Raw genomic sequence first — 25,393 nt, forward strand, 5'->3', positions numbered from 1 at the left:
TTGAAGATTTTAGACTTTAGATTTTTGATTGAAGATTCTGCAATTTGGAATTTAGAGTTTTCGTTTTTTAGAATTTAGATTTTTTGGAATTTGGAATTTCCATTTTTTGGAATTTAACATTAACCTTACTAAGTAGAATTTATGGCAACCTTACAATTCACAAATACTTCGTCAGGCAACACTTCGTTGTATCTGGCTGCAAAGGACTCTAATTGGTTCGCTTATCTTTTGGCAAAAGGAGTGACAGGACCCGAAAGTGGTACAATAGGTCTGGACGAACTGTCCGCTTACAATGGTTATTTTTTATTTTCTTTGAATGCGCCAACTATTGACATTACAACGTTTGTAGGTAATGTATATACCTTTCTTGGTCCGTTGCAAACGTATCAGTCGGCATCGGTTGTTTGGTTTGAAAATCCTAATACAGCATTAACTGCCAGCAATACAACTCAACTGATTTTGACAGGAGGCACCAATGGAAACTATACTGTTCTAACGGGACTTAATTATAATTTTGGAAATAATTATGCTACCCTATTCATAAGTAATAACAGTGTTGCGCTGACTTTGGATACGACCAATAACAGTATGACCATATCCGGTGATAATTATACTTTCCTACCTAATACCCCCTCTTCTAAAAGTGAGATTATGGGCACTATCGAAATTCCATTAACAGGAGTTGGACAAGGACGCATCAGGTTTACCTATGGTTTATATTCCTCCTCTGATTTTAGAAATTTTAATCTCAGCAACCAATACAGCTTTAATAATAATGCCAACAATGGCCTCTTGACGAGAGTTACTTATTCTCTTTTACTAGATGGGAATTTGAACGACTTAGTAACCATGCAAGGCAGTATCTATCCTTGCGACTTATTAAACAAAACCGGAGTAAACACCTATTTTGCTTTTTTAGGACAAACCTATAATACGCATACCCAACTAAAAACAATTACCATACTGCCCTCCTATTATCTGACTAATTTTGGTTATCCCTTAACTTTAATCCCTTATTTTAATTTTATAAATCACGATACTTCTCTAAACTATCCGACAGCAAACAGTTCGCTGTTAGTATTTAGTGAACAAACTCCAGACGATCCAAATGCGGTTTGGTATATGGTTCCTCAGGGAGGCTTATCACTTACGCTCGACATATCATATCAGAAAAATATAGACACCAACAAACAGGTACAATTAATGTGTGGACTGGGTTCTACAGAAACCGTTAGTTTTACGCCACAGTTTATTGATATTAATAATGTAATTACAGGTACCGGGGACTGGCTTTTCTACCAGACCAACCAAAATGCATTTGCACCCCAGTTCCCTATTCAGACTACTCAAAATGTGGTTGGCAGCAATACCACTCAGGAATGGCTCGCTAACAAATATATAACAGCATGGAATGGTGTTGTATTGGCTAATACAGAAAATATACCGGTAGTATATCATGCACAACCTCAGGGATCACCGTTATTCGCACCGGATAAAGATTCTCATTCCCCTTTGTTTAGCCATCTTACCACGGGATCGGGCGTATTGTCGGACGCAGCGGCTACTATATTTTTTCCTTTGGTACCTTATGGGGTCACAACGGCAACACCATCAGAGAATGTTTATTTTTCATTGTTTGAAAAACAGATCCTTAACCCTACCAGAAAAGCTATTATTGCCAATGCAATGAGTACGCAAAATATATCACCTGCATCATCCAGATTATTAAGTTCCAGAGCAACTAATGACGGTATATCCTCTACTAGTCCGCAAGGATTTTATGTTAATGTAGACCCCGCAACCGGAAAATGGAACACTTTGCAACTGGCCAGTAATCAATTTTTAACCTCAAAAGGGGTGCTTTCAAAAATATTTGATTTACAGTTTACTCCGCCAAGTTCCGTACTCCAAACCGCTCTACAATCGAATCAGTTGTTTCTTGTCATTTCTTATAATGAAAAACTGAGTGACGGTACTTATGTGCTGGATAATTTTAGCAATGAAATGGAAATTACAGAATGGCCTTTTATCTTAAATGTACCCAAAGAACCAACCAATGGGAAGTATAAAAACGTCATCATTTTTAAATTCTGCAATGGAAAACTAACCGACAAAGTTCAGAATATTCAGGGATGGAACTCACCGGACACCTTTAACGATACGAGCAGTAACGGACTGCCCAACCTTAGTATGTGGTTACAACAATACATACAAAACGGGATGGACAAATACACCGTACAACACGATAATGACTACTATAACTTTTACAAAATAGCCACAGATCCCAATTGGCAAGGTGTAATTTCACTTGGCGTTGACATCAGTGTACAAGATTTCCCTAAAGAATTACAAGGGTTGTTGGCAGGTATTGATTTAGATAAATTTTATGCTCATCATTTTGGAATTGATATCAGTATCGTAAACAACGAGGCTGGCGTGGTAGCCATGAAACATTCCAGTTCGATGTTTGCGCTGATCGATTATGAAGATCCGACATTTGAAGGTTTTGGATCCGATCCGATAGTTTACAAAGAAAAAGCGCCTATAAATGGTGCTGTTGATTATGACTTTGTGGTTTTACAATTAAAAATAGTCTTTACGAATAGTAAAATATACAATTACAACAGTTATTTGGCTTTAACCGTTAATAAATTGTTCGGAGAAAAAATTGACGCCGCCAACAGAGCCAATCTCATTATACTTACCGGAACCTACGAAAACAGCAATGGTGTACCTTCTTACACCTTTACCAATACAGCTGATAATCTTCTGAATCCGGTAAACAACAACATCATTACAGAGGTAGAAATTATAAAATCTGCCTTTGTCACGGTAGTTCCTCAAAACGACGAAACCAGTACTACGGTTAATGCTAAATTTTCTTTTTGGGGATTCATCAATTTTAACGATCTGTCGGGTTTTGATTTGTTTTCATTTGGATCAGAACCCGACAGTACAGTAAATAATTTCAGAGGATTATCCTACTCCAATATGTATGTAGATCTGACCTTTCAGTTGGAAACTCCTACTACCAAAACATTTGTATTTGATATTAGTCAGATGGCATTTGATGTGGGGCAAAGTACACCACGAAAAGACAGTTTGTATTCTCATTTTCCTTTGCAATTGTCCGGTATTACCAATGGAGATGCGACCAACAGTCCAACTTCTCAAGGATATCTTAATGTAGCTATACCTTCTTTGCAACAACAGCAAAGTGTAAGTGGTCAATGGTTTGCTTTGGTGTTTAACTTGAATATGGGAACACTGGGTTCACTGGCAAGTTCAGCCGGGTTTACCTCTACTTTTATGATGGCTTGGTGTGTTGGTGCAGATGGTGCATGGGCAGGAGTAAAATTACCGGGTGTAAATCCACAAGCTCCTTCCTTTAGTTTGCAAGGCGTATTAAAATTAAATATTGGTTCTATACTGTTACAAAAAGCAACGGGTACTACAGAGACTGCCTATCTGATGAAAATAAATAATATTGCTTTAGAATTGTTCAGTTTATCCTTTCCTCCGGGAGGGAACATTTGTTTTATGCTATTTGGCAATCCAGCTGCCAATGCAAAACCTGAGAGTTTGGGCTGGTACGGATCATATGTAAAAAATTAAAGTATATGTTTGAAACATTAGCTGCCAAAGTTCTTAGTGTCGCAAATTCACACCAGGAACTAATCTCCGGAATAAACAAAGAAAATCTTGCGGCTTTTTTTGAAGCTCAAAATGAAATTCGTACTTATGTAACCAATACGAATGGATTTGGTCATCAGGTTTCGACTGTAAATATCATGTTGCGTTTAATTGGCTACGGCTTTAATAAAGACATGGTCTGTATTTACGATGATGGTGCTGCAGATTTACCTACGATACAAAAACTCGCCTTACTTTTGCCTGAAATTGTTTTAATAGGCACAGAGGTACCCAAACCCATAACAATTGGTGGGGCTACTATATCTTTTCAGCCTACATCCACTTACAAACCCGCCAACCAAATAGATTTTGGTATCACCGGAGGGTATGATGATGGGACCAATTTGTCTACAAAGTATCTTACCAATTGTTTTATTGTACTACAACCTTTCCAATGGGGAAAAGCGGTTTATAACAACAGCATCCTGCGAGGTAGCACTACATTGCCCTTAGAAGATGTACAGGCTATTGGTCCTCGTTTTGGAGATAGGGGCTTTTACATGAGTGATCCGACATTAACGGATCAGCAATGGGACTTATACATGGATAATCCAAATGTAGCCATTAGGTCGGAACAGGCTAATTATATTTATTCACTTGCAACCAATCAAAGTCCTAAATACAAAAATATAAACCTGTGTAGTGCTTACGGGATGAGTGATGCTTATAATGGTCTCACTACATTACCCACGACAGCCGCCAGTCTTCTTTTTAATTTGGCACTTTCAATGTTATACGTACAAAAAAACGGTACAGGTACTCTCAAAACCCGAGCTGTATTACTTGTACTTGCCAATGTTACTGATGACAGTTATAATGATTTAAAGAATTACTTTTTAGGTATAGATACTGATGGTGGTCCCTTTACCAATCCAAAACTACTGGCATTTCTTAAAGACTATAACGTTCCTCGCAACGCAAAAACAATTACTTCACTGGCAAATAATGCTCTGGTAAAAGCCATTGATGAGCTTCAAGATGGACAAGTTCTGGTTGTCAGCTTGCCTGGTTTGCCTCCTCCGGTATTTAATCAAATGATGTATGCCTCTAATATACCCTTTGTATTTGAGGGAAAAAACACAGCCAACCTCGCCATTAACTTTGCCAACCCTTATTATTATTTAGCTAAAGCCGGCGCTGGAGTTGTATACCCAACTTTACCATTAAGCGCTGTAGAAACCGACCCTGACGCTAAAGCAATTCAGGCTATTGCCAATTCAATGCAGGAAAGACCTCAATCATGGCCACAAAATGATGATCCATCATCTCCGGTTAAAATGGGAGATTTTACCATTCAAACAAAAGATGCTCAAAACGAATATTCGCAGTATTTTTTTAGAACGCAGCAATTTTACCATGATGAACTGAATGATAAATTATTGTTGAGTTTGTTTGTTTTTATAAATACCAATAACTAACAAGTGTAAAGATTAATCTGTACGTAATTAATACAAGTAATTCCGCAAAAAGATGACTGAAGATAAAACACCAACCCTGAAAACTTTATATCAGGAGATACAAGCAAACATAGAAAAGGGAAATGGAACATGTACTCTTGTCCCTGACGTATTAGATACTTCAGATACTATCGGTAAATTCTATTCAGATATAACCATCTCCGGAACACTTACCATAGATAAAGCTACTTTATCTCCTGCGGCTTGGGATGACAAGCTTACCTCTTTTACACTTTCCGGTGACACTACTTCTTTTGGAGTTGGTGATATGAGTGTTGCTATTATTTTTGCTACAGATGATGTTGGTTTGTATTCAAAATTAAATGCCATACTTTCAAATGGCACTTGGGCTATTAGCGGAATTGATTGGTTTTCAATTTCCAGTCCTTTTATAGGGGTGCAGGTCTATGATAATAATATGCCGGTGATTGGGGCAATGGGAGGAACAATTGCGGTAAGTTCTGCTGTTAATGTAGCCTTACAAATGGTCTATCCTATCGTCAATAATACCTGGTTGTTACAAGGAAACTTTAATACACCGTACCCAAGTATTTCTAATTTTTATCAATTAGTTGGAGGTGTTAATCTGACCGCTGCATTACCGCAACCTTTTAGTACCTTATCTACACTTGGTCTAAAATCTATTGACATTAGTTACAATTCATCCAAAACCATAGTAGAGTATATCGCCGTCAATATTAGTACACCACCTGAGTATAAGTGGCAAATTTTGCCCGGTCTTGCGGTTTCTGCTATTGATATTAATTGTCTTGTTTTAGGTTTTGGTAAAACGGGTGGTATCACTACTGAGTTTACCTTTACAGGCAACTTTACGATAGGATTACCAGGGGCAAACAATGTACTGCTAACTGCACAAGCTCCCAATTTTAAAGCAAGTGTAGAATTAATAGATGGAACCATACAACTGGGTGATTTACTTACCATGTTTTGGACTGGGACCAAGATCAACCTTCAATCGGAAATAACCGTTTTGCAGGTTCAAATTGATCCAAATGCCAAAAACTATACTCTTAATTGCACTGTGGTAACCGACTGGGTTTTCTTTACCATAAGTAATCCAAATTTAAGTTTTACTATGACTGGTTTGGCTTTAGACATCAGCAGTCAGCAAGGTGAGACTACGGGAGAAATAAGCGGGCAATTCCATATAGGACCAAATACACCGGACAGCGGTGTTGATCTGACCACGTTTGCTAAATACGATGGTGATGCGTGGACCTTTGGCGCCAGTACCGGAACCGATCAGGTTATCTCACTGGGAGACATTGCCGTTACCTTTTTACAAGCCTTTGGTATGGGTTATGACACCATTCCTAGTTGGGTAAAAGATAATCTGCCAAGTATCAGTAATGTAAACTTTACTGATATTTTGCCGAATGATAAGGCGAAATCATCCACTTACAACGTAAAAGGAGATGTCGCATGGCATTTGCAATACAGTTCTTTTGATTTGAAACTGAGTGCTAATGTTGATATTACTTACACGGATGGTAAAACGTCAGGAACTATTACAGGAACCGCTGATGCCAAACAAATGCTTGGACTGACTTTTATAGTTGGTTATAAATTTGGTACAGCAGATACAGAAGTCTATTTAAAAATACCCGAATTTGCCAGTACCATTACCTATACAAGCGGTACAGAAAATGATATCATCGATATTAAATTTGATAAAATTTCATTGGGCGAAATTGTCAGCACTTTGGTTGGCACCTTCAGCCCGGGCTTCAGTTTGTCTTCACCATGGAGTATATTAAACAGCATCGATCTCTCTGATTTTGAATTTAAATACACCCGATACAAAACTTCGGCAAAAAGCACTATTGAAGCCAGTATACCGATAAAAGTAGACTTAGGCTTCATTAATATAAAAGCCCTAAAAATCACCAAAGACGATTCTATTGGCGGCAGTGGTGTTTACATCTTTATTGATGGTACTTTCTTAGGTCTTCCAATCTTACCCGATTCCCCATTACAAAAAGACGGTAAAGGAAGTGATGCTACCAAAATGCCGGCAGTACCGGGAATGGGTAGTGAGTTTTTTGATTTGAAATTACTCGCTATGGGGCAGCATGTTACGATGTATGATGTACCAAGTCTCGACTCCGTAGACGCAGCTATTACAGCATTGGGAGCAGCATTCACCACCACATCAGACGAAAGTTCGACTGCTATACCGGTACCCGCTGAAAGTACTAAACCGGGTACGTTGATATTTGATCAGAACAGCAACTGGCTTATTGGAGCTGACTTTACGGTGGCTAAATTTTATCGTATCGCCGCAGTTTTTAACGACCCTAACATGTATGGATTGTTAGTTGGAGTGAGTAAAGACGCAGGAGCCTTTAAAAACCTTCAATTTGAAATTCTTTATAAAAAAATAAACGACTCCATCGGAATGTATCAGATTGATCTGCAATTGCCGGATCAATTCAGACATCTCGAATTTGGAGAAGTGTCGATTACGCTTCCTATTATTGGAGTAAAAGTATACACCAATGGTAATTTTTATCTGGACTTTGGTTTCCCGGCCAGTATTACCGATTTCTCCCGCTCCTTCTCTGTGCAGGTATTCCCTTTTCTGGGATTCGGTGGATTCTATTTCGGTTATCTGAGCGGAGCTACATCGAGCAATGTACCGACTACTACTTGCGGGGTTTTTAATCCTGTTATTGAATTCGGTTTAGGACTCTCTTTAGGAGTTGGTAAAACGGTTGATTCAGGTATAATGAAAGCTGGTCTTTCGCTTACTGCTGTTGGTATTTTTCAGGGTGTATTAGGCTTTTTCAGTGCTAATACTTCTCGGGATACCCATGACGAAACCTATTATAAAATCACGGGAACTTTTGGTCTGACAGGACATATCTATGGTGAGATTAATTTTGCCATTATATCGGCCAGATTAGATATCATGGCCTATGCCTATATCACGATGGTCATTGAAAGTTACAAACCAATACCAATTACTTTTGAAGCAGGTGTTTCGGTAAAACTTACCGTTAAAATTAATTTAGGTTTATTCTCTATTAAAGTATCCTTACACTTTAGTGCTACGATCAGTGCCTCGTTTATCATTGGTAGCGACACCTCGTATAATGCGCCTTGGATTAATTGTCCGGTAAAAGGATCAAATGCTATAGCGGCACTAGACATGGGTAGCAGAAATGCAAGACTGTTAAGCCTGACCACAACGCCAATAGTACTGAAATGGCAACCAATTCAACCCGCCGCAAAAGTACCTTTGGATTTACTGTTCTTCCCGCAACTTACGGTATCGGGAGAAACAGGAGCTTCAGGACCGCAATATGCTTCTATGCTTTACATCAATACAGATGTTAACAGCAACAGTCTTTCTTCGTTAACAGAAGGTGTATTATACTGGGCAATTAATGCTCTAATTGGTAATACAAGTGAAAATACCGGTCTGGATTGGTTAAAAGCACAAGAAATCACAGCAGATCAAATTGCTATCTTGCTTTGCTACTTTAATACAAGACCCAATAATGTAGCGCCATTCAATTATATAAATGCGGCACATGACGATATACAGACTTTCTTCAGTACGTACTTCCAGTTAAATATACGTGCAGTTGATGCTACACAAAGTGGAAGTATGGATGCTGCCGTTTTCCCTGTAGTCCCGGAGTTAACTCTGAATACAAATCTGAACGGTACTGCCGGTACTGCTGTAAATTTTGCTACCCAAAACATGACTGGTACCCAAAATTACATCAGTGATATAACGGTATTACTAGCTTCAGCCGGAGTAGATTACCAGTCCGGTATTACGGCAGAATATTACGATTCGACCGATTGCAGTAATGTAACCGATCCGACTTATGAGGAGCAGCATAACCTTTCCTTTCCTACCTTTATCTTTACCGATTTTGTAGCGTTATTGGCGAAACAAGCACTTCAGGCTGCTTCAGACTATCTGACTAAACAAGATACTCTTAAAGGCAAAGTAAGTGATGTGGTTACCGCCGCAGTAGCTGATAGTGTACAGGGAATTGGAGGTATGGCGTCTCGTTTTATGCTTCATGGTTTGCGCTTACCACAACCACCGGATGCAGCAAAAGGAATCACACAGCCTTTGTATGTATTAACAGGTCAGCAGATTGCGATTCCGTCTACATTGAAAGCGGGTGATCAATATTCAGTTTTATTGCAAAATCCAAATGTGGCCTGGATTACTATGGTATCCGGTACTAATAATACGCTTACCATAACGATTAATGACAGCGAGATTCAGCACATACATGATGTAGCAGCGATTACATTGTCGCCTACTCTTTCGTACGGACCAGCTGCACTTATCAACTATAATGATACGCCGCAAACTTTCTCATTGGGAGCTCCAGCGTTATGGCAATATCCGGGAGATTATTACAGTGGCGTAGACAATAAACCTTACTTATGGAAATTACCGTCTAACTTAACCACTATCTTTTCGGATGGAAAAGACTGGCTTTTTGATGTCAAAACCTTGACCACAACCAGTACAGGAACTACCAAAGCAAAAGTCAATAATTACACTTGGGGTACCGTTGTTAATTTTTCATTACAGAAAATTACAGCAGTCGACGGACAAGTAACGCCATTATCAAATAACATGTACAATCTGGTAGGTGCCGATGATGCAGGAACAGTTTATCTACAAGAACTGTTGACTTACCTCAATACACATGGTGATAAAGATGGAAGCAAAACCATACAGCAGATTCAGATATTGTATCAACCTGATCCGACAACAAATTCAAACGGTGGTTATATATCGGATGCCAATGGTGGTTTTAAAACTGCTATCGTACAAGCCAACCTTTCAACAGAAACCAATCCGGCAGAAGCCTTTTTCAGTGCTGCTTTTGTCGAAACTCCTGTTAGAGATTACAATACGCTAAACGATGCCGGAGACTTTATTAAGCTTTTATGGGAATGCAGTATTGTTCGCAGTGGCGGCTTCTACTTCTATTACAACAACAGTGAAAATAAAGGATTACCTGACACCTTATTTGCAGGTAACGGAGTAGCGAATCTGGCATTGGTAGTAACTTACGATGACCTCATACTAAGTCCATTTGTGAACAGTGTTGTTGTTGGAGATTCTATTGATACTTCCAATACTTCTGTTTATGTACAGTCACCCGATACCGCGCCAGCTGCACAACAATACACTACCCGTGTAGCCACTTTATTGCCGGGAACAGTCGGTTATGAAGTAACCCGCAAAAACCCAGGGGATTATGTTCCGACACAACCGGTACCAACAATAGCAGAAGACAAAATCTATCTGGAAACGCAATTCAATCTGATTGGATTAACAGTTCCGGCCATACCGGCCTATATCAATCCAACCCCTACAGGACCGGTAGACTCGATGGATGATGATGCCATTGCGAATACCAAAAACGGAACCCCTTCACCTAATGTTGATGTTGAAGATTGGAACTACAATGCGGTGGTGCCTTACTACAAATACATCCAACCTGCAGGTACAGATCCGTTATATCCGAATCCGTATGCGGGCATAGGTACAACGGTACAAATGGTATTGAACTGGCAGGATATGTTTGGGAATGTGCCACCTAACAGAACCACTCCGTTAAATGCATCAATGCAGTTATTGTATGCCGATGCGATTATAGCGATAAGCCAATGGCCATCTGTATCGGTATCGTATATTTTCAGTCCGGTAAACAGCAAACCAAACATCAACCTTAATTTTAATTTCAATACCGTTCGTTATGTAGGTGAAGGAGCGCAGAATAACGCTCAGATCGATATGATCACTTATATGAATATCTACTATCAGCTTAGTAGTAATGATATGGCTATTCATTACACTACAACCGTAGAAGATCAGGCCAATGCACAAGGAGTAATTACTTCAACAGATCATGTTATTACAACGACTGATTTATTGACTAATTTTATCAATCCGATTATTGTTTATTTAAAAGCAATCATCGCCGGACAACAGCCGGCTGCAGTGACAACGTATACAATAAATGCCGAAGTAACAACAAGCAACATCATAACGTTACCCGAAATTTCATTGGTTTCTACCAGTATAACGATGAAACGTATTGCTAATTTGGATCCTAATTTTGCAACTGTTGCAGGAGTGGCTTTATCCAATACCGTTATACAGCCTTCATCAGACAATGGTGTAAACAGTATGCTGGCACTTTCTTATTTTGCGGAACAATTTGAAGCCGCTTTTATCAATCAGCCTACTGCAGGCATAGTGCTTAAAGCCGCAACCGGAGCCAATTTAACCAAAGGAAACAGTGATACCACTGCAAATGCTCCTCTTTGGATGGTGCGTTTTGACAGCACAGGTGCCAATGGTCTTAAATTTGGTTTCAATAAAGAACAGGTCTACTACTTTGCTCCTATTCCGTTGGCAACCAGTTTACAGTCCTTCTCCGCTAAAATACAAACATACCAACAAGGTAAAGCGTATCCTGCTGATAGCGGTGTAACCAAAAATTACACGAGTATTGACATGGACAGCTGGGGCTTACAGTTCTTACAGGCTGTTGATAAATTCCTAAGTCCATCTTATTCGGTCCCTGCCTTTTTATTGACTGCAAGTGATGTCTTTGCCGGAGATCCTGATTATTTACAATTAATACTGGATGCCAAACAAAAACTGGCTGAAGCGATTGAAGGTACTATCGACTTTATTATTGAACCAACCGCAGGAAAAGGGCCTTCAAATATTGGTAATGCACAGGACAAATGGAAACAACAAATCCTGATACAATTAGCAAATGCTTATCGTTATATTGCTTCTGTACAAACAACTGCGAGTATAAATTCAGCCTATTCCGGTAGCGAGTATGCCAATTCAAACAACGTGCCACCGAAGGCTCCATACGTTCCTGCCCTATACGGAAAAATGTTAGGGCTTGATCCTACTACTGCCGGATCTGACACTGTTCTTAAGTCTACTGAGTACTCTTTGTCAACGGCCAAAGTACCGACTGCCAATGGAGACTCTTGGTTGACGTATATGTTTGAAGCCAAAGATGCCGCAGAAAGTCGTAGTTTCGCTTTTGGAGATATGGAGTACAGTGTAAGTCATTTGGAATTTGATATTACCGATATACCGGATTTAGATGATTATCTTGCTTCTTCCTGGTTGACTTTTATTATTCCGCTTGATGGTGATATCGATCACAAAGACAGTCCGTTGGCAGGTATGACCGATGTTGGCGAAACCACAATACCGGTACCATTGCGTGCCTATCCGACGCCACCGTCAATATCTGCGCAGAATTTTGATTATCCTGTGAACGAATCCAACCAACAAGAAGCCATAACAATACAAAACGCTCGTATTTGGGAGTACTATTACACGTATCAAAACCCATCTGCGGCACAGGATACCATAGTAACTGAAATTCAATTTAATGTTACTGATGAAAATCAGAGCTATTATGCCACTGCGAATACACCGAATCTGCCGTTATACCAAGCGTTAGCTCAGTTTATTGATTCCTATCCGCAAATCAGTGCTGATTTTGATAATTACCTGGCACTACTTACACCTGCAACTTTAGAAGCAACTTCACCTTTGGCAATCAATGCTCGTTATGCTATGCTGGCCTTTATAGATATTGTAAATGAAGTAGCAGAGCAATGGTCATTAACCAATCAGGTCAATCCAAGAAACCAATTCTTGAAGGCAATGGTTGGTACTCCTGCACCTGCACCACCATTTACGTTGGCCTATACCATCACCGAAAGTCCTCAGGATGGAACGGATCATCTAATTGTCACTGTTGATTATAATAACCCACAATCTGCTGATGTCGAAATCAATGTCGGAATTAACGGTTATAGTATTGGATTGGTAGACGGCAAGAAAAATGAATTCCTGTATTACAAGCTAAACGACTCCGGTGAGAAAGTTTATTTGATGTATGATGACCGAAACAATGATCCTTCAAGAACTGTTTTAATCAATGGTCTTGATATCTTAAGTGCGCAAAATGCCTGGAGCAGTGTCGCCGTAATCAGAAACGAAGAATTATTACAAAATGAGGATGGAACATGGGAAACAACTAATCCGTTGTTTATCTATCAGACTCCGCAAGTGATGTTCTATAATAAACTGATTCCGTTCTTAAATGCCGATAACGCAATAGCTATTAATACCATCGGAACTACTACTTATCCGGTACAGCCAACGCGTACCCTTAGTGTTCAGATGCTGGCGTTGTTCGATTCTTTAACAGAAAATATCAATGCTGCTGTTACGGAATTCACCATAAAAATGCAATGTGATTATACCTATGTCATTCCAACTACAACCTTCTCTGTAGACGTACCGGTTTTACTGGTTACTCCTACTACATTGACTGTTGCGGATCACGGAAAAGCTATCGCCGACATGATCACCGAAGGAATAAACACCTGGATGCTAAACAGTACTCCACAAAGTAATGCCGGAACATTTACGTTCATGTTAACAGCTTATTCAGTAACGGACAGCTATGTTCCAATATTACAGATTCCGTTTACATTGTCTTTAACAGATATTACACCACAGTAGACTTTTTTTACTATTGTTTTAAAAGCAAAAATCTCAAATATACTTTTGGGATTTTTGCTTTTTATGGAGTACTCAAAAAATGTTGTTCAACAACATAGAATTCCTTGTATACAATTAATTTTAACACCTGGAAACTTTGTCCAACGAACTATAATCATACAAGTATTTTTCATCCTTTTTAACTTCATTAATTCCTCGAATAAAAGTGTTGAATTGCACCTCTTTTGAAGCGTCAAATCACAAATCATTTTCAAAATTCAGATCGCATCATTTCCCATCTAACAAGCAACAAGCTGACGAATAAGTTCTTAATAATTTTGCTTCATAGCATTTTTAAAATATATTTGCAAATCACATACGTTAATTCAATCTAAATAAATATAAAAATGAATGTTAAAAAATTAATTTTACTTGGATCTTTTTCGACTTTAATGCTTACAGCAGTTTCTTGCTCAAACGATGACGATAATAAACCGCAAGAACAAGGCATCGCTCCTTACACGGTACCGGCAACCTACACTTTTACAAGAGAAGGTGCTACATCTGTTGATTATTCAGGACAAACAACTCGTTTAGTAATGCTTGATGAATTGGGTAATTATATCAAAAATGCTGGAACTAACGGAACTGTGGCCGACAAAACCTTTTTATCTGATATGTATTCTAACAAGAACGCACGTTTCACCGGAGCAGGATTAAATGGATCCGGAAAACAATTAAAAGACAAAACAGCCGCGTCTAAAGATTATTTTGTACTAAACCAAGGAGGTGGTTCAAGTGCCGAGCAGGTTGCTGTACGTGAAGTATTTGAAAATTCATTTGCAGATGCTCAGGCTGGAACACAAGGTACTACTGCAGCGCCGGGTATTGCGGGAGTTTATCTGGACGGAACAAGCAAAAGAGTATTTGCTGCAAACGGTATGGAGCCACAACAACTTTTATTGAAAGGTTTAATGGGAGCTTGTCTTTTAGATCAGATTCTGAACAACTATTTGAGTACAAACAAACTGGATGAGGCTTCAAATAAAGAAAACAATACTAAAAAAGTATTAGAAGCCGGAACTAAGTACACTACAATGGAACATGCGTGGGATGAGGCTTACGGATACATTTACGGCACTGACAATCTTACTGTTACGCCTAATGTTTTTAAATACTGGAGCTCTTATATCAATCAGGTAAATGCTGATGCTGATTTCAATAAAACAAAAGCGGCTATTGAGTTGGCTTTCAGAACCGGTAGAGCTGCCATTATAGCCAATGACTATGCCGTACGTGATGCGCAGATTGCCATTATTAAAACCAACTTATCGATAGTTCCTGCTGTTCGTGCGGTTTACTACCTTCAAGACGGAAAAGCAAAATTAACTGCAGGAGACCAAGGAGCAAAAGCATTACACTCTTTATCTGAAGGTTATGGATTTATCATGAGTTTGCGTTATACAAACAAACCGGGTACAAACAGTCCTTACTTTACTAAAGCAGAAGTTGACGCGATGTTGGCTAAATTATTAAGCGGTACAAACGGTTTATGGGATATTGACGGACTATCTCCAAAACTAGATGAGATTTCTACTCAAATTGCAACAAAATTTGGTTTTACTGTAGCGCAAGCTTCAAAAGTAAACTAATTTTACATAAATTTGACTCTCAATAAAATAGCTTTTATATTGAAAATTTACGATTATGAAAAAAATAGTTTTAATTCTAGGTCTTATTGTTGGTATTTATGCCTGTTCTTCAAGTAATGATAATAAGGATACCGGAGGAGAGAGTAACTTCGACAGGACAGCAATGTTGACCAATTGGGCCGACAATATCATCATCCCGAGCTACACCAACTATCAAACAAAAGTAGCCACATTGCAGATCGCAGCTACCGCTTTTAATACCACTCCAAATGATGCAAACCTAAAAATAGTTCGTGCTTCATGGCTTGATGCCTACAAAGCATTTCAGTATACCGCAATTTATAATTTTGGTAAAGCACTTGATATTAATTTTAATGCCATGAGCAATACCTACCCTGCAGATGTCAATGGTATCAATGCCAATATCACAGGAACCTATAACCTTGATTTACTTTCGCAGTACAGCAGACAGGGTTTTCCGGGTTTAGATTATCTGTTGAATGGTCTGGCTAGCGATGATGCCGGTATTCTTGTTTTTTATACCACTAATGCAAATGCAGCCAAGTATAAAACCTACCTAGCTGCGGTTATTACTAAATTAAAACAAAATAGTGATGCAGTTCTTACCGACTGGAAATCCGGATATCGTGAAGCTTACATCAAAAGTAACGGAACTTCAGTAGGATCCTCTGTAGCGGAAACTACCAATAATTTTGTAAAGAATTTTGAGAAAGATGTGAGAACCGGAAAACTGGGTATTCCTGCCGGAAAATTCTCCAATGGAACAACTTTCCCTGAAAAAGTAGAAGCTTATTACAAAAATGATGTTTCGAAAGACTTATTGAATATTGGTGTAAAAGCATCACAAGATTTTTTCAACGGAAAATATTTTGCATCTGAAACCACAGGCCCATCACTAAAATCGTATTTGGATTTTGTGAATGCCACACGTGATGGAAAAAAACTAAGCGATATCATCAACACACAGTTTGCTACTATTTATACAACCAATCAGGCGCTAAGCAATAGTTTATCTCAACAGGTTATAAATGACAATACAAAAATGCTCACCTCTTATGATGCTTTGCAAAAAAATGTAATCTACACCAAATTAGATATGATGCAGGCATTGAATATTACAATTGATTATGTAGATGGTGATGGAGATTAATTATGACTCATTATATCCAAAACTATATTAATAAAACAACTCAGGCCACAACGCTAGCTTTTTTCAGGCTAGCGTTTGGTTTAATGATGCTTCTTAGTTTGCTCCGGTTTATGAGTTATGGCTGGATCGAAAAATTTTATATCGAGCCTCTCTTTCACTTCACCTATTACGGATTTGAGTGGATAAAACCTTTCGGAACATTAACTTACCTTCTTTTTATCAGCGCTCTGATCTCTGCAGTCTTTGTGGCTGTAGGCTTTTTGTACCGCTTCTCAGCGATCGTTTTCTTTCTAAGCTTTACCTATATCGAATTGATGGATAAGACCACGTATCTTAATCATTACTATTTTATTTCGATCATTAGTTTCGTTTTGATTTTTTTGCCTGCAAATGCAACTTTTTCAATAGATGCTTTTAGGAATCCTAAATTGGCTTTTGAGAAAATTCCACGTTGGAACACTGATATTTTAAAGCTGTTATTGGCCATAGTTTATTTCTATGCGGGTTTAGCCAAACTCAATTCAGATTGGCTCTTTCAGGCTATGCCGTTAAAAATATGGTTGCCAACCAATCATAATTTGCCTTTGATTGGCGGTTTTTTAAATCAGAATTGGGTGCATTTTACTTTTAGCTGGACCGGGATGTTATACGATCTCACGATTCCGTTTTTATTATTGTACAGACGCACACGCCTTTTTGCCTTTGTATTGGTTGTTGTTTTCCATATTTTAACCAAAATTTTGTTTCCAATTGGTGTATTCCCTTATGTAATGATCATCAGTTCCCTCCTCTTTTTTGAAAGTAATTTTCACAAAAGAGTTCTGGTTTTTTTAAGCCGATTTTTCAAACTAGATTATGCTATTTTTGATAATGGCAAAGAAAAAAAACCGACATTCTCTATTCTCTATAAAACAAAACTGGCATTACTCACAATCTTTCTGGTTTTTCAATTGACATTCCCTTTCCGTTATCTTTTCTATCCCGGAGAACTATTCTGGACTGAGGAAGGATTTCGTTTCTCCTGGCGCGTTATGCTAATGGAAAAAGCCGGTTATACACAATTTACCGTAACCGACAGTCTTACAAAAAAGACAATCCAGATAAATAACCGTCATTTCTTGACGACTTTTCAGGAAAAACAAATGGCATTTCAACCCGATTTTATACTCGAGTATGCCCATTTTCTACATGATTATTATCAAAAACAAGGTATTGTCAATCCCGAAGTCAGAGTAGACAGTTATGTTGCTCTCAACGGAAGATTAAGCAAACAATACATTGATCCCAATATCGATCTCGCAAAAGAATATGAATCATTCCGTCGTAAAACATGGATCTTACCTTTCAACGATGAAATTAAAGGACTTTAACCTTATTATAGTACTACTTTTTACGATTAGTGGTTTTGCACAAACACAAATAGCAGGAACAGTAACAGATCAAAATGGTGAGAAATTGCCTTATGTCGAAGTATTTACAACTGTTGGCACACAAAAAGTATATACCGACAAGCAAGGGCATTTTTCCTTGACAGTTCCAAATCCCGGAGATTACACGCTTTTATTTTACAAGGAAAACTATGCCGCTTTAGACGAACCTTTTACCGCACCAACTACGACAGTTAAAATTGTTCTTCATAAAATGACCAATCTTTCAGAAGTAGTCATACAAAAAGAAAGAGATAAAGTTTTTGCCCTACGTAAACTAAAAGACGTTGAAGGAACAGCCATTTACGCCGGAAAAAAAACAGAAGTAATTTCTTTGGATAAAATAACCGCAAACAAAGCGGCCAACAACCCTCGTCAGATCTATGCACAGGTTGTAGGTCTTACGATTAATGAAAGCTCAGATGGAGGTCTGCAATTGAGTATTGGGGGCCGTGGACTAGATCCAAACAGAACGGCGAACTTTAATACCCGCCAGAACGATTACGACATTAGCGCGGATGTACTGGGGTATCCGGAGAGTTATTATGCAACTCCTACCGAAGCACTGGAAGAAATTCAGATTGTGCGTGGTGCCGCCTCTTTACAATACGGAACTCAATTTGGAGGACTCGTGAATTTTGTAATAAAAAGTCCAACTAAAAAACCATTTGAATTTGTGACCCGAAACACCATTGGCTCTTATGGTTTGTTTACTAATTTTACAAGTCTAAGCGGAACAAATGGAAAATTCAGCTATTACAGCTTTTACAACTACAAACAAGGGGATGGTTTTAGACCGAACTCCGGATTTGACAGTAAAAACTTCTTTGCTAATTTAAACTATCAGTTTACTGAAAATACTTCCTTACATTTTGACTACACCTATTTTACTTACCTCGCACAGCAAGCAGGTGGATTAACAGATAAAATGTTTAATGAAGACCCTACTCAAAGTAACAGAGCGCGAAATTGGTTTGGTGTCAACTGGAACTTATTTGCTTTGCGCTTCAAACATCATTTTAACCATGATGCCGACTTCTCTATACAGCTATTTGGTCTGGATGCCAGTAGAAAAACGGTAGGATTCCGTCCAAACCGCATTTCAACGAATGATAAGGAAGGAACGGTTCGAGATTTAATTAAAGGAGATTTTGTGAATTGGGGTACAGAAGTCAGATATCTTCAAAAATATCAAATAAAAGGAAATACAAGTACGTTTTTAATTGGAGCCAAATACTATCAGTCTAATAACACTGGAATTCAAGGCCCGGGTAGCTCAGGTAGTGACGCCAATTTTAATCTGGCAACAGATGAATTTCCACTTTATCCAAACCAATCCGATTATCGCTTTCCAAATCTAAACTATTCCTTATTCGGAGAAAATATCTTTAGAATTTCACCAAGTTTTTCTATTACACCAGGCTTTAGAATTGAAAAAATAAAAACAAAAGCGGTCGGTTCCTTCCGAAGAATAAATCTTGATCTTGCCGGAAATGTTCTTTTAGATGAAACCAAGTATGAAGACAATGTAAAAGACAGAAATTTTGTTTTGTTTGGTGTTGGCTTGAGCTACAAACCACAAAACGGTATTGAATTCTATGGTAATATATCACAGAACTATCGTTCAATTACTTTTAATGATATTAGAACCGTTAATGCAGGTCAGTACATATCTCCTGATATTTCGGACGAAAAAGGATTTACTTCAGATATTGGTATTCGTGGTAAGTATAAAAACATACTTAATTTTGACTCTAGTATTTATGGTTTGTACTATAATGATAAAATTGGGGAATATCCTGCCGAAATAGGTGGTGCGTATGTGCGCGTCCGTGACAATATTGGAACTGCCTTTACCTATGGTTTTGAAACTATGGCTGATTGGAATTTAACCAATACCTTCCTAAACGAAAATCCAGATTGGTCGTGGAATCTTTTTGCCAATGTAGCTGTAACAAATTCAAAATATCTAAAGTCAGAAGTACCTGGGGTTGAAGGTAATTCGGTAGAATTTGTGCCGCTTTTTAATATTAAAAGTGGAAGCGGGATTGGATATAAAAACTTCATGTCCAGTATCCAAATCACTTATGTTACTTCGCAATATACAGATGCTGAAAATTTAAAAACAGGAGAGAATAATATCGGTGATGGTATTACGGGTCAGATACCTGCTTATTTTGTTGCAGATTTCTCCAGTTCTTATAAATGGAGAAACTGGAAATTAGAAGCGGGAATTACGAATTTTACGGACAGTAAATATTTTACACGTCGTGCTACAGGTTATCCCGGCCCCGGAATTATCCCTTCTGACACAAGGACGTTTTATACTACTTTAGAATTTAAATTTTAAGATTAGGGAACTCATTTTAAACCGTTGGCGCTTATTTCTAACACATAGAGACATAGTTCACAAAGCTTAAAAAAAGCGTTACACTTAAAACAAATCAAAATCTATGTTTCTATGTGTTAAAGAAAAATCATAACCTATTAGCGTAATATTTTTGACACATAGAAACATAGTATCCAAAACTTCTCAATAGAATCGGTAACTAAAAAAAACATCCGCAGAATCAATTGATCTTGCGGATGTTTTTTTAAAATGAATTAATAAAGGCTAGCAGATTTTCTCTTTCTGAAGCACTTAATTTCTTGTACTTCTCTTTGGCCTTCTGCCCTTCTCCACCGTGCCATAAAATAGCTTCTTCTACATTTCTGGCTCTTCCGTCATGCAGTAAATTGGTATGACCGTTTACAATTTTAATCAATCCAATTCCCCATAAAGCAGGAGTCTTCCATTCGGATCCCGATGCTTTAAAATCAGTTGCATTATCTGCTAAACCAGCTCCCATATCGTGCAATAAAAGATCGGTATAAGGGCGAATCGTCTGATTGCGTAAAATGGTTATAGGATGCGTGGTACCGGTTTGAATTTTTGGAATATGACAACTTGTACATCCAATAGTTTCAAAAGTTTTCTTGCCTTTCAATACGTTTTGATCAGTATAATTCCTTCTTGCCGGAACCGCCAAAGTACTGGAATACATTGCCATTCGGTCTAAATTAGTTTCTGTAATTTCAGGCATTCCACCGTTTGGAATTGCTGTTAAATCAACTCCTTTTGGTCCACTTTCGTACGGAAATAAACTCGATGTAATTCCCATGTCACCCGATAAAGCAGCAGCTACCTGTTGTTTTACATTGGGCTGATTGGCTTTCCATCCAAATCGTCCTAATTTGCTTGAATTGCTGGCGAAATCATATACATAATTGGGTTTTCCGGAAATTCCATCACCGTTCGTATCATTTTCATCGGCAAAACCTAAAATTGTACTTTCAGAAATCGCTTCAAGCAATCCTAAACCAATTATCTGATTGGCAATTCTGGGTGAAATTTGAACAGTAGCTAATGGACCATATCCTAAATTAGTAATGGTGTAAATCGGCTTTTGCAACGTCACTACAGTCCCATCGTCTAAAGTCTCTTTTATGGGTTGATAACTAATGGTAAACTGACCTTCTGCTGTTTGACCTAAAATAGCGTGGTCCTGCAATTGCGAACCGTAAACCGGGTCAGGAAAACCAATTCCGTTAGTATCTTGCCCTGCCACTGAAATGCGGAAAAGCAATCCGGCTCTATCTTCCCCATCAAACAAGGGAGGTCTGCCGCGTCCATCTTTAAAATGGCAACTTGAACAGGAATGGGCGTTAAAAAAGGGGCCTAAACCATCACGAGCGGTAGTAGAAGAAGGTGCGGTAACCCAGCTTTGTCTGAAAAATGAATTTCCGACACCGAAATCTGTTTGTTGGTCAAAAGTAAGTGTGGGCATAAAAAAACCAAAGGCCTCCTCACTGGTATTAAAAACGGTTGCTTCACCACCAGAAAACTGCTCACCATCTTCAGCCGTTAAAGGAATATAACTTTCCTCGTTATCATTATCATTACCATTATCACTACAACTAAAAAGTGCAATACAAACAATAACAAACCAATACGCTTTAAAATTCTTCATCTTTATTTACAGAAAAAGTGTTCTACAAAGGAACACTTTTTGTTTTAATTAATCATTAAAATTGATTATCCGTTAACGATAATACCAATTTTTACAGCACCGGCCAATAAATTAGCTCCTAAATTTTGCAATTGTTGCGCAGCAGATTTTACTTTTGCACCTTCTACAGATGTCGGTCCTCCCGAAATCGCTAAATCAAACGGAATCAAAATAGCACCCACTTTTGTAGTTGATGCAGCTATTGCCGTTGCAGTATCATCGTAAACTTTACTATCCGCTTGTTTGACTAAATCTTCTAAAGACGGGCCATCAATAGCTCCATATTTACCTTGATATACATTGATAACGCCTTGCATGTTCAGAACAATATCTCGGTGTGTATTATCGCTGAAACAAGAATGTTCGTCTTCCTGACTTGCGTTTTCTACCGCTGTAATCATGCGTTCCACAGGTAATTCAGTAAGAACTAAAGTTGTAATTCCCAGGTAAATATTTTTTATCGCTGTATCTTCCGATAAAGCCAAAAACTTAACTCTGTATACACCTCCTACTTTCCACTGTTGCACTAAATAATCCAGATTATCAGTTAGCAAATCAGCACAAAATTTCAAATAATCAGCTCTGCGACCTTGGTTAGCAGCTGTTCCTCCAGCACCCGTTACATAATCTGTATAAGGTCTTTGTCCTGGTAAATTGGCTGATGGTAGTGTTAAATCTTGTCCCCATAATAAGAACTCGATAGCATGATATCCAACACTTACATTTAATTCGTCTTCATCTAAAGCATTTTCATCAGCTAAAACTTTTTTCGATAAAACCGGGAAATCAGTTGTATTATTAATGATTCCTGAAGCTGGAGTTCCGTCTACATAATCAATAAAGTTTTCATCTAAAGGCCATGAGTTCAAAAGTCCTTCCGGTCCATTATCATCATCAATTGGTCCGTTTGCAAAACGAAATGCTTCTGTAGTCCCGTAACTCTCTCTTGAAGTTTTCCATGCTGTTTTTGCAGCTGTAAAATTGGCAGCTGTCGGAGTGGTTGTAAAAGTGGTAATCGCTGTTTCTAAAAGTACCGCATCATCATATGCTTTTTTATAATTGGCATATACGATATCTGCATAATTTGTAATCACCTGTTTTTTTGTAACGGCAGTTGGGGTATTAGTATCGTTATTCTCCTTTTTATCATCATTGCTACAGGCAAAAAAAGTTAATCCGGCCAATAAACCAAGAGCAACTTTAGGGTATACATTTTTCATTTGTTTTTATTTAGAATAGTTAAAGTTAAACAAATGTAAAAATAATTTTTAATATAAGCGAGTGGTCAACACTTTCTTAAAACAGCTTATTATCAAACTTTTACAAAAAAGCAACACGATCCGGAAGCTAAACTTCTAATCTTGTTCTAATTATCTTCTAATGTTATTTTAATGTTGCTCTGATTTTACTCTGATAAATCTTTAAAAAATCCTCGTAAGTATAAATCGTACAATCCTTTAAGATTCCATAAAATCGATATACTCTGCCTTAAACATACCGTCAAAAAAAGCAGTCAGATTTTCTGCTTTCCCATGTAACATCCAGGTTAAATGTATTTTTTCGCCATCCCGAACCTGACGTACCAATTTGTATTTAATTTTAAGCGCTTTCATTTCTGATTCACAAAGCGCAAGAGCATTCGATTCTCTATTACTGCGAATATAAAAGCTACGCGATTGATTAAGACGGTCTATTCGTTTTTGTAAAGAAGGCAATACGGCCAGTATAAATAAAATAGACAAACTTGCGCAAGCTGAGGCAAAATAGTAGCCTGCTCCTATTCCCATTCCCACAGCAGCTACAGTCCAAATGGTGGCTGCGGTAGTGATTCCGCTAATGCGATTGTTTCCGCGAAAGATCACTCCTGCCCCTAAAAATCCAATACCGGTCACGATATTTGATGCGATGCGATCGGGGTTTCCTGAACCTCCAATAGCAATTGACATGATGGTGAAAAAACAGGCTCCAAACGAAATCATAATCGTTGTGCGAAATCCAGCCACTTTACCGTGATACTCCCGTTCAGCGCCTACAAGTCCACCCCATAACAGAGCGAGAAAAAAGCGAATTAAAATCTCAATATCAAAAATCATTTTTTATCTTTTAGTGGTACATAATTAAAAAATGTATTTCACATAGGGTACAACCAAAATCGATCCTAATTGTTAATCATCGGATTCAAATCGGCATCTTTATTACGTAAATCCAGACCGCCTTCGTAAACTGATTTCAGGTTACACAAGTAAAAATGCCAACCATTTGAACAGCCTAATCTGATAAATTTCTTAGAAGAATCATCCGTTGGAATGTTGTGTTGTTTTAATTCGACTATGGTATAGCCGTTAAATTCACTCAAATTAACATCTACCAAACATTTTCCTTCAAAAGTAAATTGCAATTGGTCTTTTCCATTAACTGATTTTAGGGTTCCTTTCATATTATCATCATAAAGATACCACAACCATTCGTACCCGTTTCCTTGAGAGGCATTGCTGTTTTTATCTATTGTTTCATCAGCTGCATTAAAAAAATCAGCTTCTTTGAGAAACCATTTTTCCAATTCACCGGACTTAGTCCAAGCATTATAAATCGTAGCGAGATCTGCCTTGATTGCAATTTTTTTTGTAAAGGATGTCCAATCAAAATTTTCCATATCTAAAAATAGTTTTAGTTTAGTTAATATTTTTTTTTCGCTTTTATAAAACAATACTTAAAACTCCATGTATAAAAATCTTAACGCTACTAAGATTTAAAACTTATATGTGCATATATCAAATAGTTGTCTTACAAAATATAAATTAAAAATAAAGTTTTTTATTGAAATACAGGCATGGTGTAATTTGAAAAATATAAATCTTTTGCCACCAATTTCACGAATTGGCACCAATTATTTTTTGCCACAGATTTGCTTCGCTTTTTCGCTATTGCTCGAGTCACAGATTAAAAGGATTTTTTTTACTGTTTGCTGATTTATTGACAGAACAGGTGAACATTAAGAAATATCAAAAAAAAATCTCACGTAGATTTTAGTCGAATAGCATAAAAAAATCCGCAAAATCTGCAAAATCTGCGTGAAAAAGTATCTCAACTAAATGACATTGTCTTTTGTCCTGAGGAATATCGTTAAGATCAAACATTAAATAACTTTAGCCAAAATATACTTTGTCTCTTTCGGCTAAAGCCAACTCTAACCCCCTAAATCATTTACCTCCAGCTAAAGCAGGAGGCAATTCAAATGGTAACAGATTCAAGTAAGAATAATTAACTACAACTTCAATTAATTATACTATTCGATTTCACTCTGGATGATAGAATGAAATCCATTTAATCTGTGAAATCTGTGGCAGAAACAAAAAAAAATGGCCACAGATTTCACAGATT

General features: G+C 37.8%; 11 protein-coding genes. 7 read left to right on the forward strand and 4 right to left on the reverse strand.

The window, feature by feature from the left end:
* The first annotated feature begins 141 nt into the window (after positions 1 to 141).
* The 7 genes from LNP23_RS16685 to LNP23_RS16715 all read left to right on the forward strand — a co-directional run bounded on the left by LNP23_RS16685 (position 142) and on the right by LNP23_RS16715 (position 20,313).
* Positions 142 to 3,615, forward strand: a complete 3,474-nt coding sequence (locus LNP23_RS16685; protein WP_230002047.1) for a hypothetical protein — start codon at positions 142 to 144, stop codon at positions 3,613 to 3,615.
* Between the two features lie 5 nt (positions 3,616 to 3,620).
* Positions 3,621 to 5,111: a hypothetical protein gene (locus LNP23_RS16690; RefSeq protein ID WP_230002048.1), complete on the forward strand. Its 1,491-nt coding sequence runs from the start codon at positions 3,621 to 3,623 to the stop codon at positions 5,109 to 5,111.
* A 52-nt stretch (positions 5,112 to 5,163) separates the two neighbouring features.
* Complete coding sequence (locus LNP23_RS16695; RefSeq protein WP_230002049.1) at positions 5,164 to 13,734, forward strand: hypothetical protein; 8,571 nt, start codon at positions 5,164 to 5,166, stop codon at positions 13,732 to 13,734.
* Between the two features lie 386 nt (positions 13,735 to 14,120).
* Entirely contained in the window at positions 14,121 to 15,365 is a 1,245-nt protein-coding gene (locus LNP23_RS16700) for a DUF4856 domain-containing protein (RefSeq protein ID WP_230002050.1), read from the forward strand.
* 55 nt (positions 15,366 to 15,420) lie between these two features.
* Positions 15,421 to 16,536, forward strand: a complete 1,116-nt coding sequence (locus tag LNP23_RS16705) for an imelysin family protein (protein WP_230002051.1) — start codon at positions 15,421 to 15,423, stop codon at positions 16,534 to 16,536.
* A 2-nt stretch (positions 16,537 to 16,538) separates the two neighbouring features.
* A complete protein-coding gene (locus tag LNP23_RS16710; RefSeq protein ID WP_230002052.1) occupies positions 16,539 to 17,906 on the forward strand; it encodes an HTTM domain-containing protein in 1,368 nt (455 codons plus the stop codon).
* On the forward strand, positions 17,887 to 20,313 hold the full coding sequence (locus tag LNP23_RS16715; RefSeq protein WP_230002053.1) for a TonB-dependent receptor domain-containing protein: 2,427 nt from the start codon (positions 17,887 to 17,889) through the stop codon (positions 20,311 to 20,313). Before LNP23_RS16710 ends, LNP23_RS16715 begins: the two co-directional genes overlap by 20 nt.
* 244 nt (positions 20,314 to 20,557) lie before the next feature.
* Here LNP23_RS16715 and LNP23_RS16720 read toward each other — a convergent pair whose 3' ends face one another.
* The 4 genes from LNP23_RS16720 to LNP23_RS16735 form a co-directional block, all read right to left on the reverse strand.
* On the reverse strand, positions 20,558 to 21,973 hold the full coding sequence (locus tag LNP23_RS16720; protein ID WP_230002054.1) for a di-heme oxidoreductase family protein: 1,416 nt from the start codon (positions 21,971 to 21,973) through the stop codon (positions 20,558 to 20,560).
* Positions 21,974 to 22,038: 65 nt separating this feature from the next.
* Positions 22,039 to 23,232 carry an imelysin family protein gene (locus LNP23_RS16725; protein WP_230002055.1) on the reverse strand — a complete coding sequence of 398 codons (1,194 nt, stop codon included), beginning with the start codon at positions 23,230 to 23,232 and terminating at the stop codon, positions 22,039 to 22,041.
* Between the two features lie 237 nt (positions 23,233 to 23,469).
* Positions 23,470 to 24,105, reverse strand: a complete 636-nt coding sequence (locus LNP23_RS16730) for an MgtC/SapB family protein (protein WP_230002056.1) — start codon at positions 24,103 to 24,105, stop codon at positions 23,470 to 23,472.
* 65 nt (positions 24,106 to 24,170) lie between these two features.
* Positions 24,171 to 24,665 carry an SRPBCC family protein gene (locus tag LNP23_RS16735; RefSeq protein ID WP_230002057.1) on the reverse strand — a complete coding sequence of 165 codons (495 nt, stop codon included), beginning with the start codon at positions 24,663 to 24,665 and terminating at the stop codon, positions 24,171 to 24,173.
* Between the last annotated feature and the right edge of the window lie 728 nt (positions 24,666 to 25,393).

Source organism: Flavobacterium cupriresistens (genome assembly GCF_020911925.1).
Classification (GTDB): Bacteria; Bacteroidota; Bacteroidia; order Flavobacteriales; family Flavobacteriaceae; genus Flavobacterium; species Flavobacterium cupriresistens.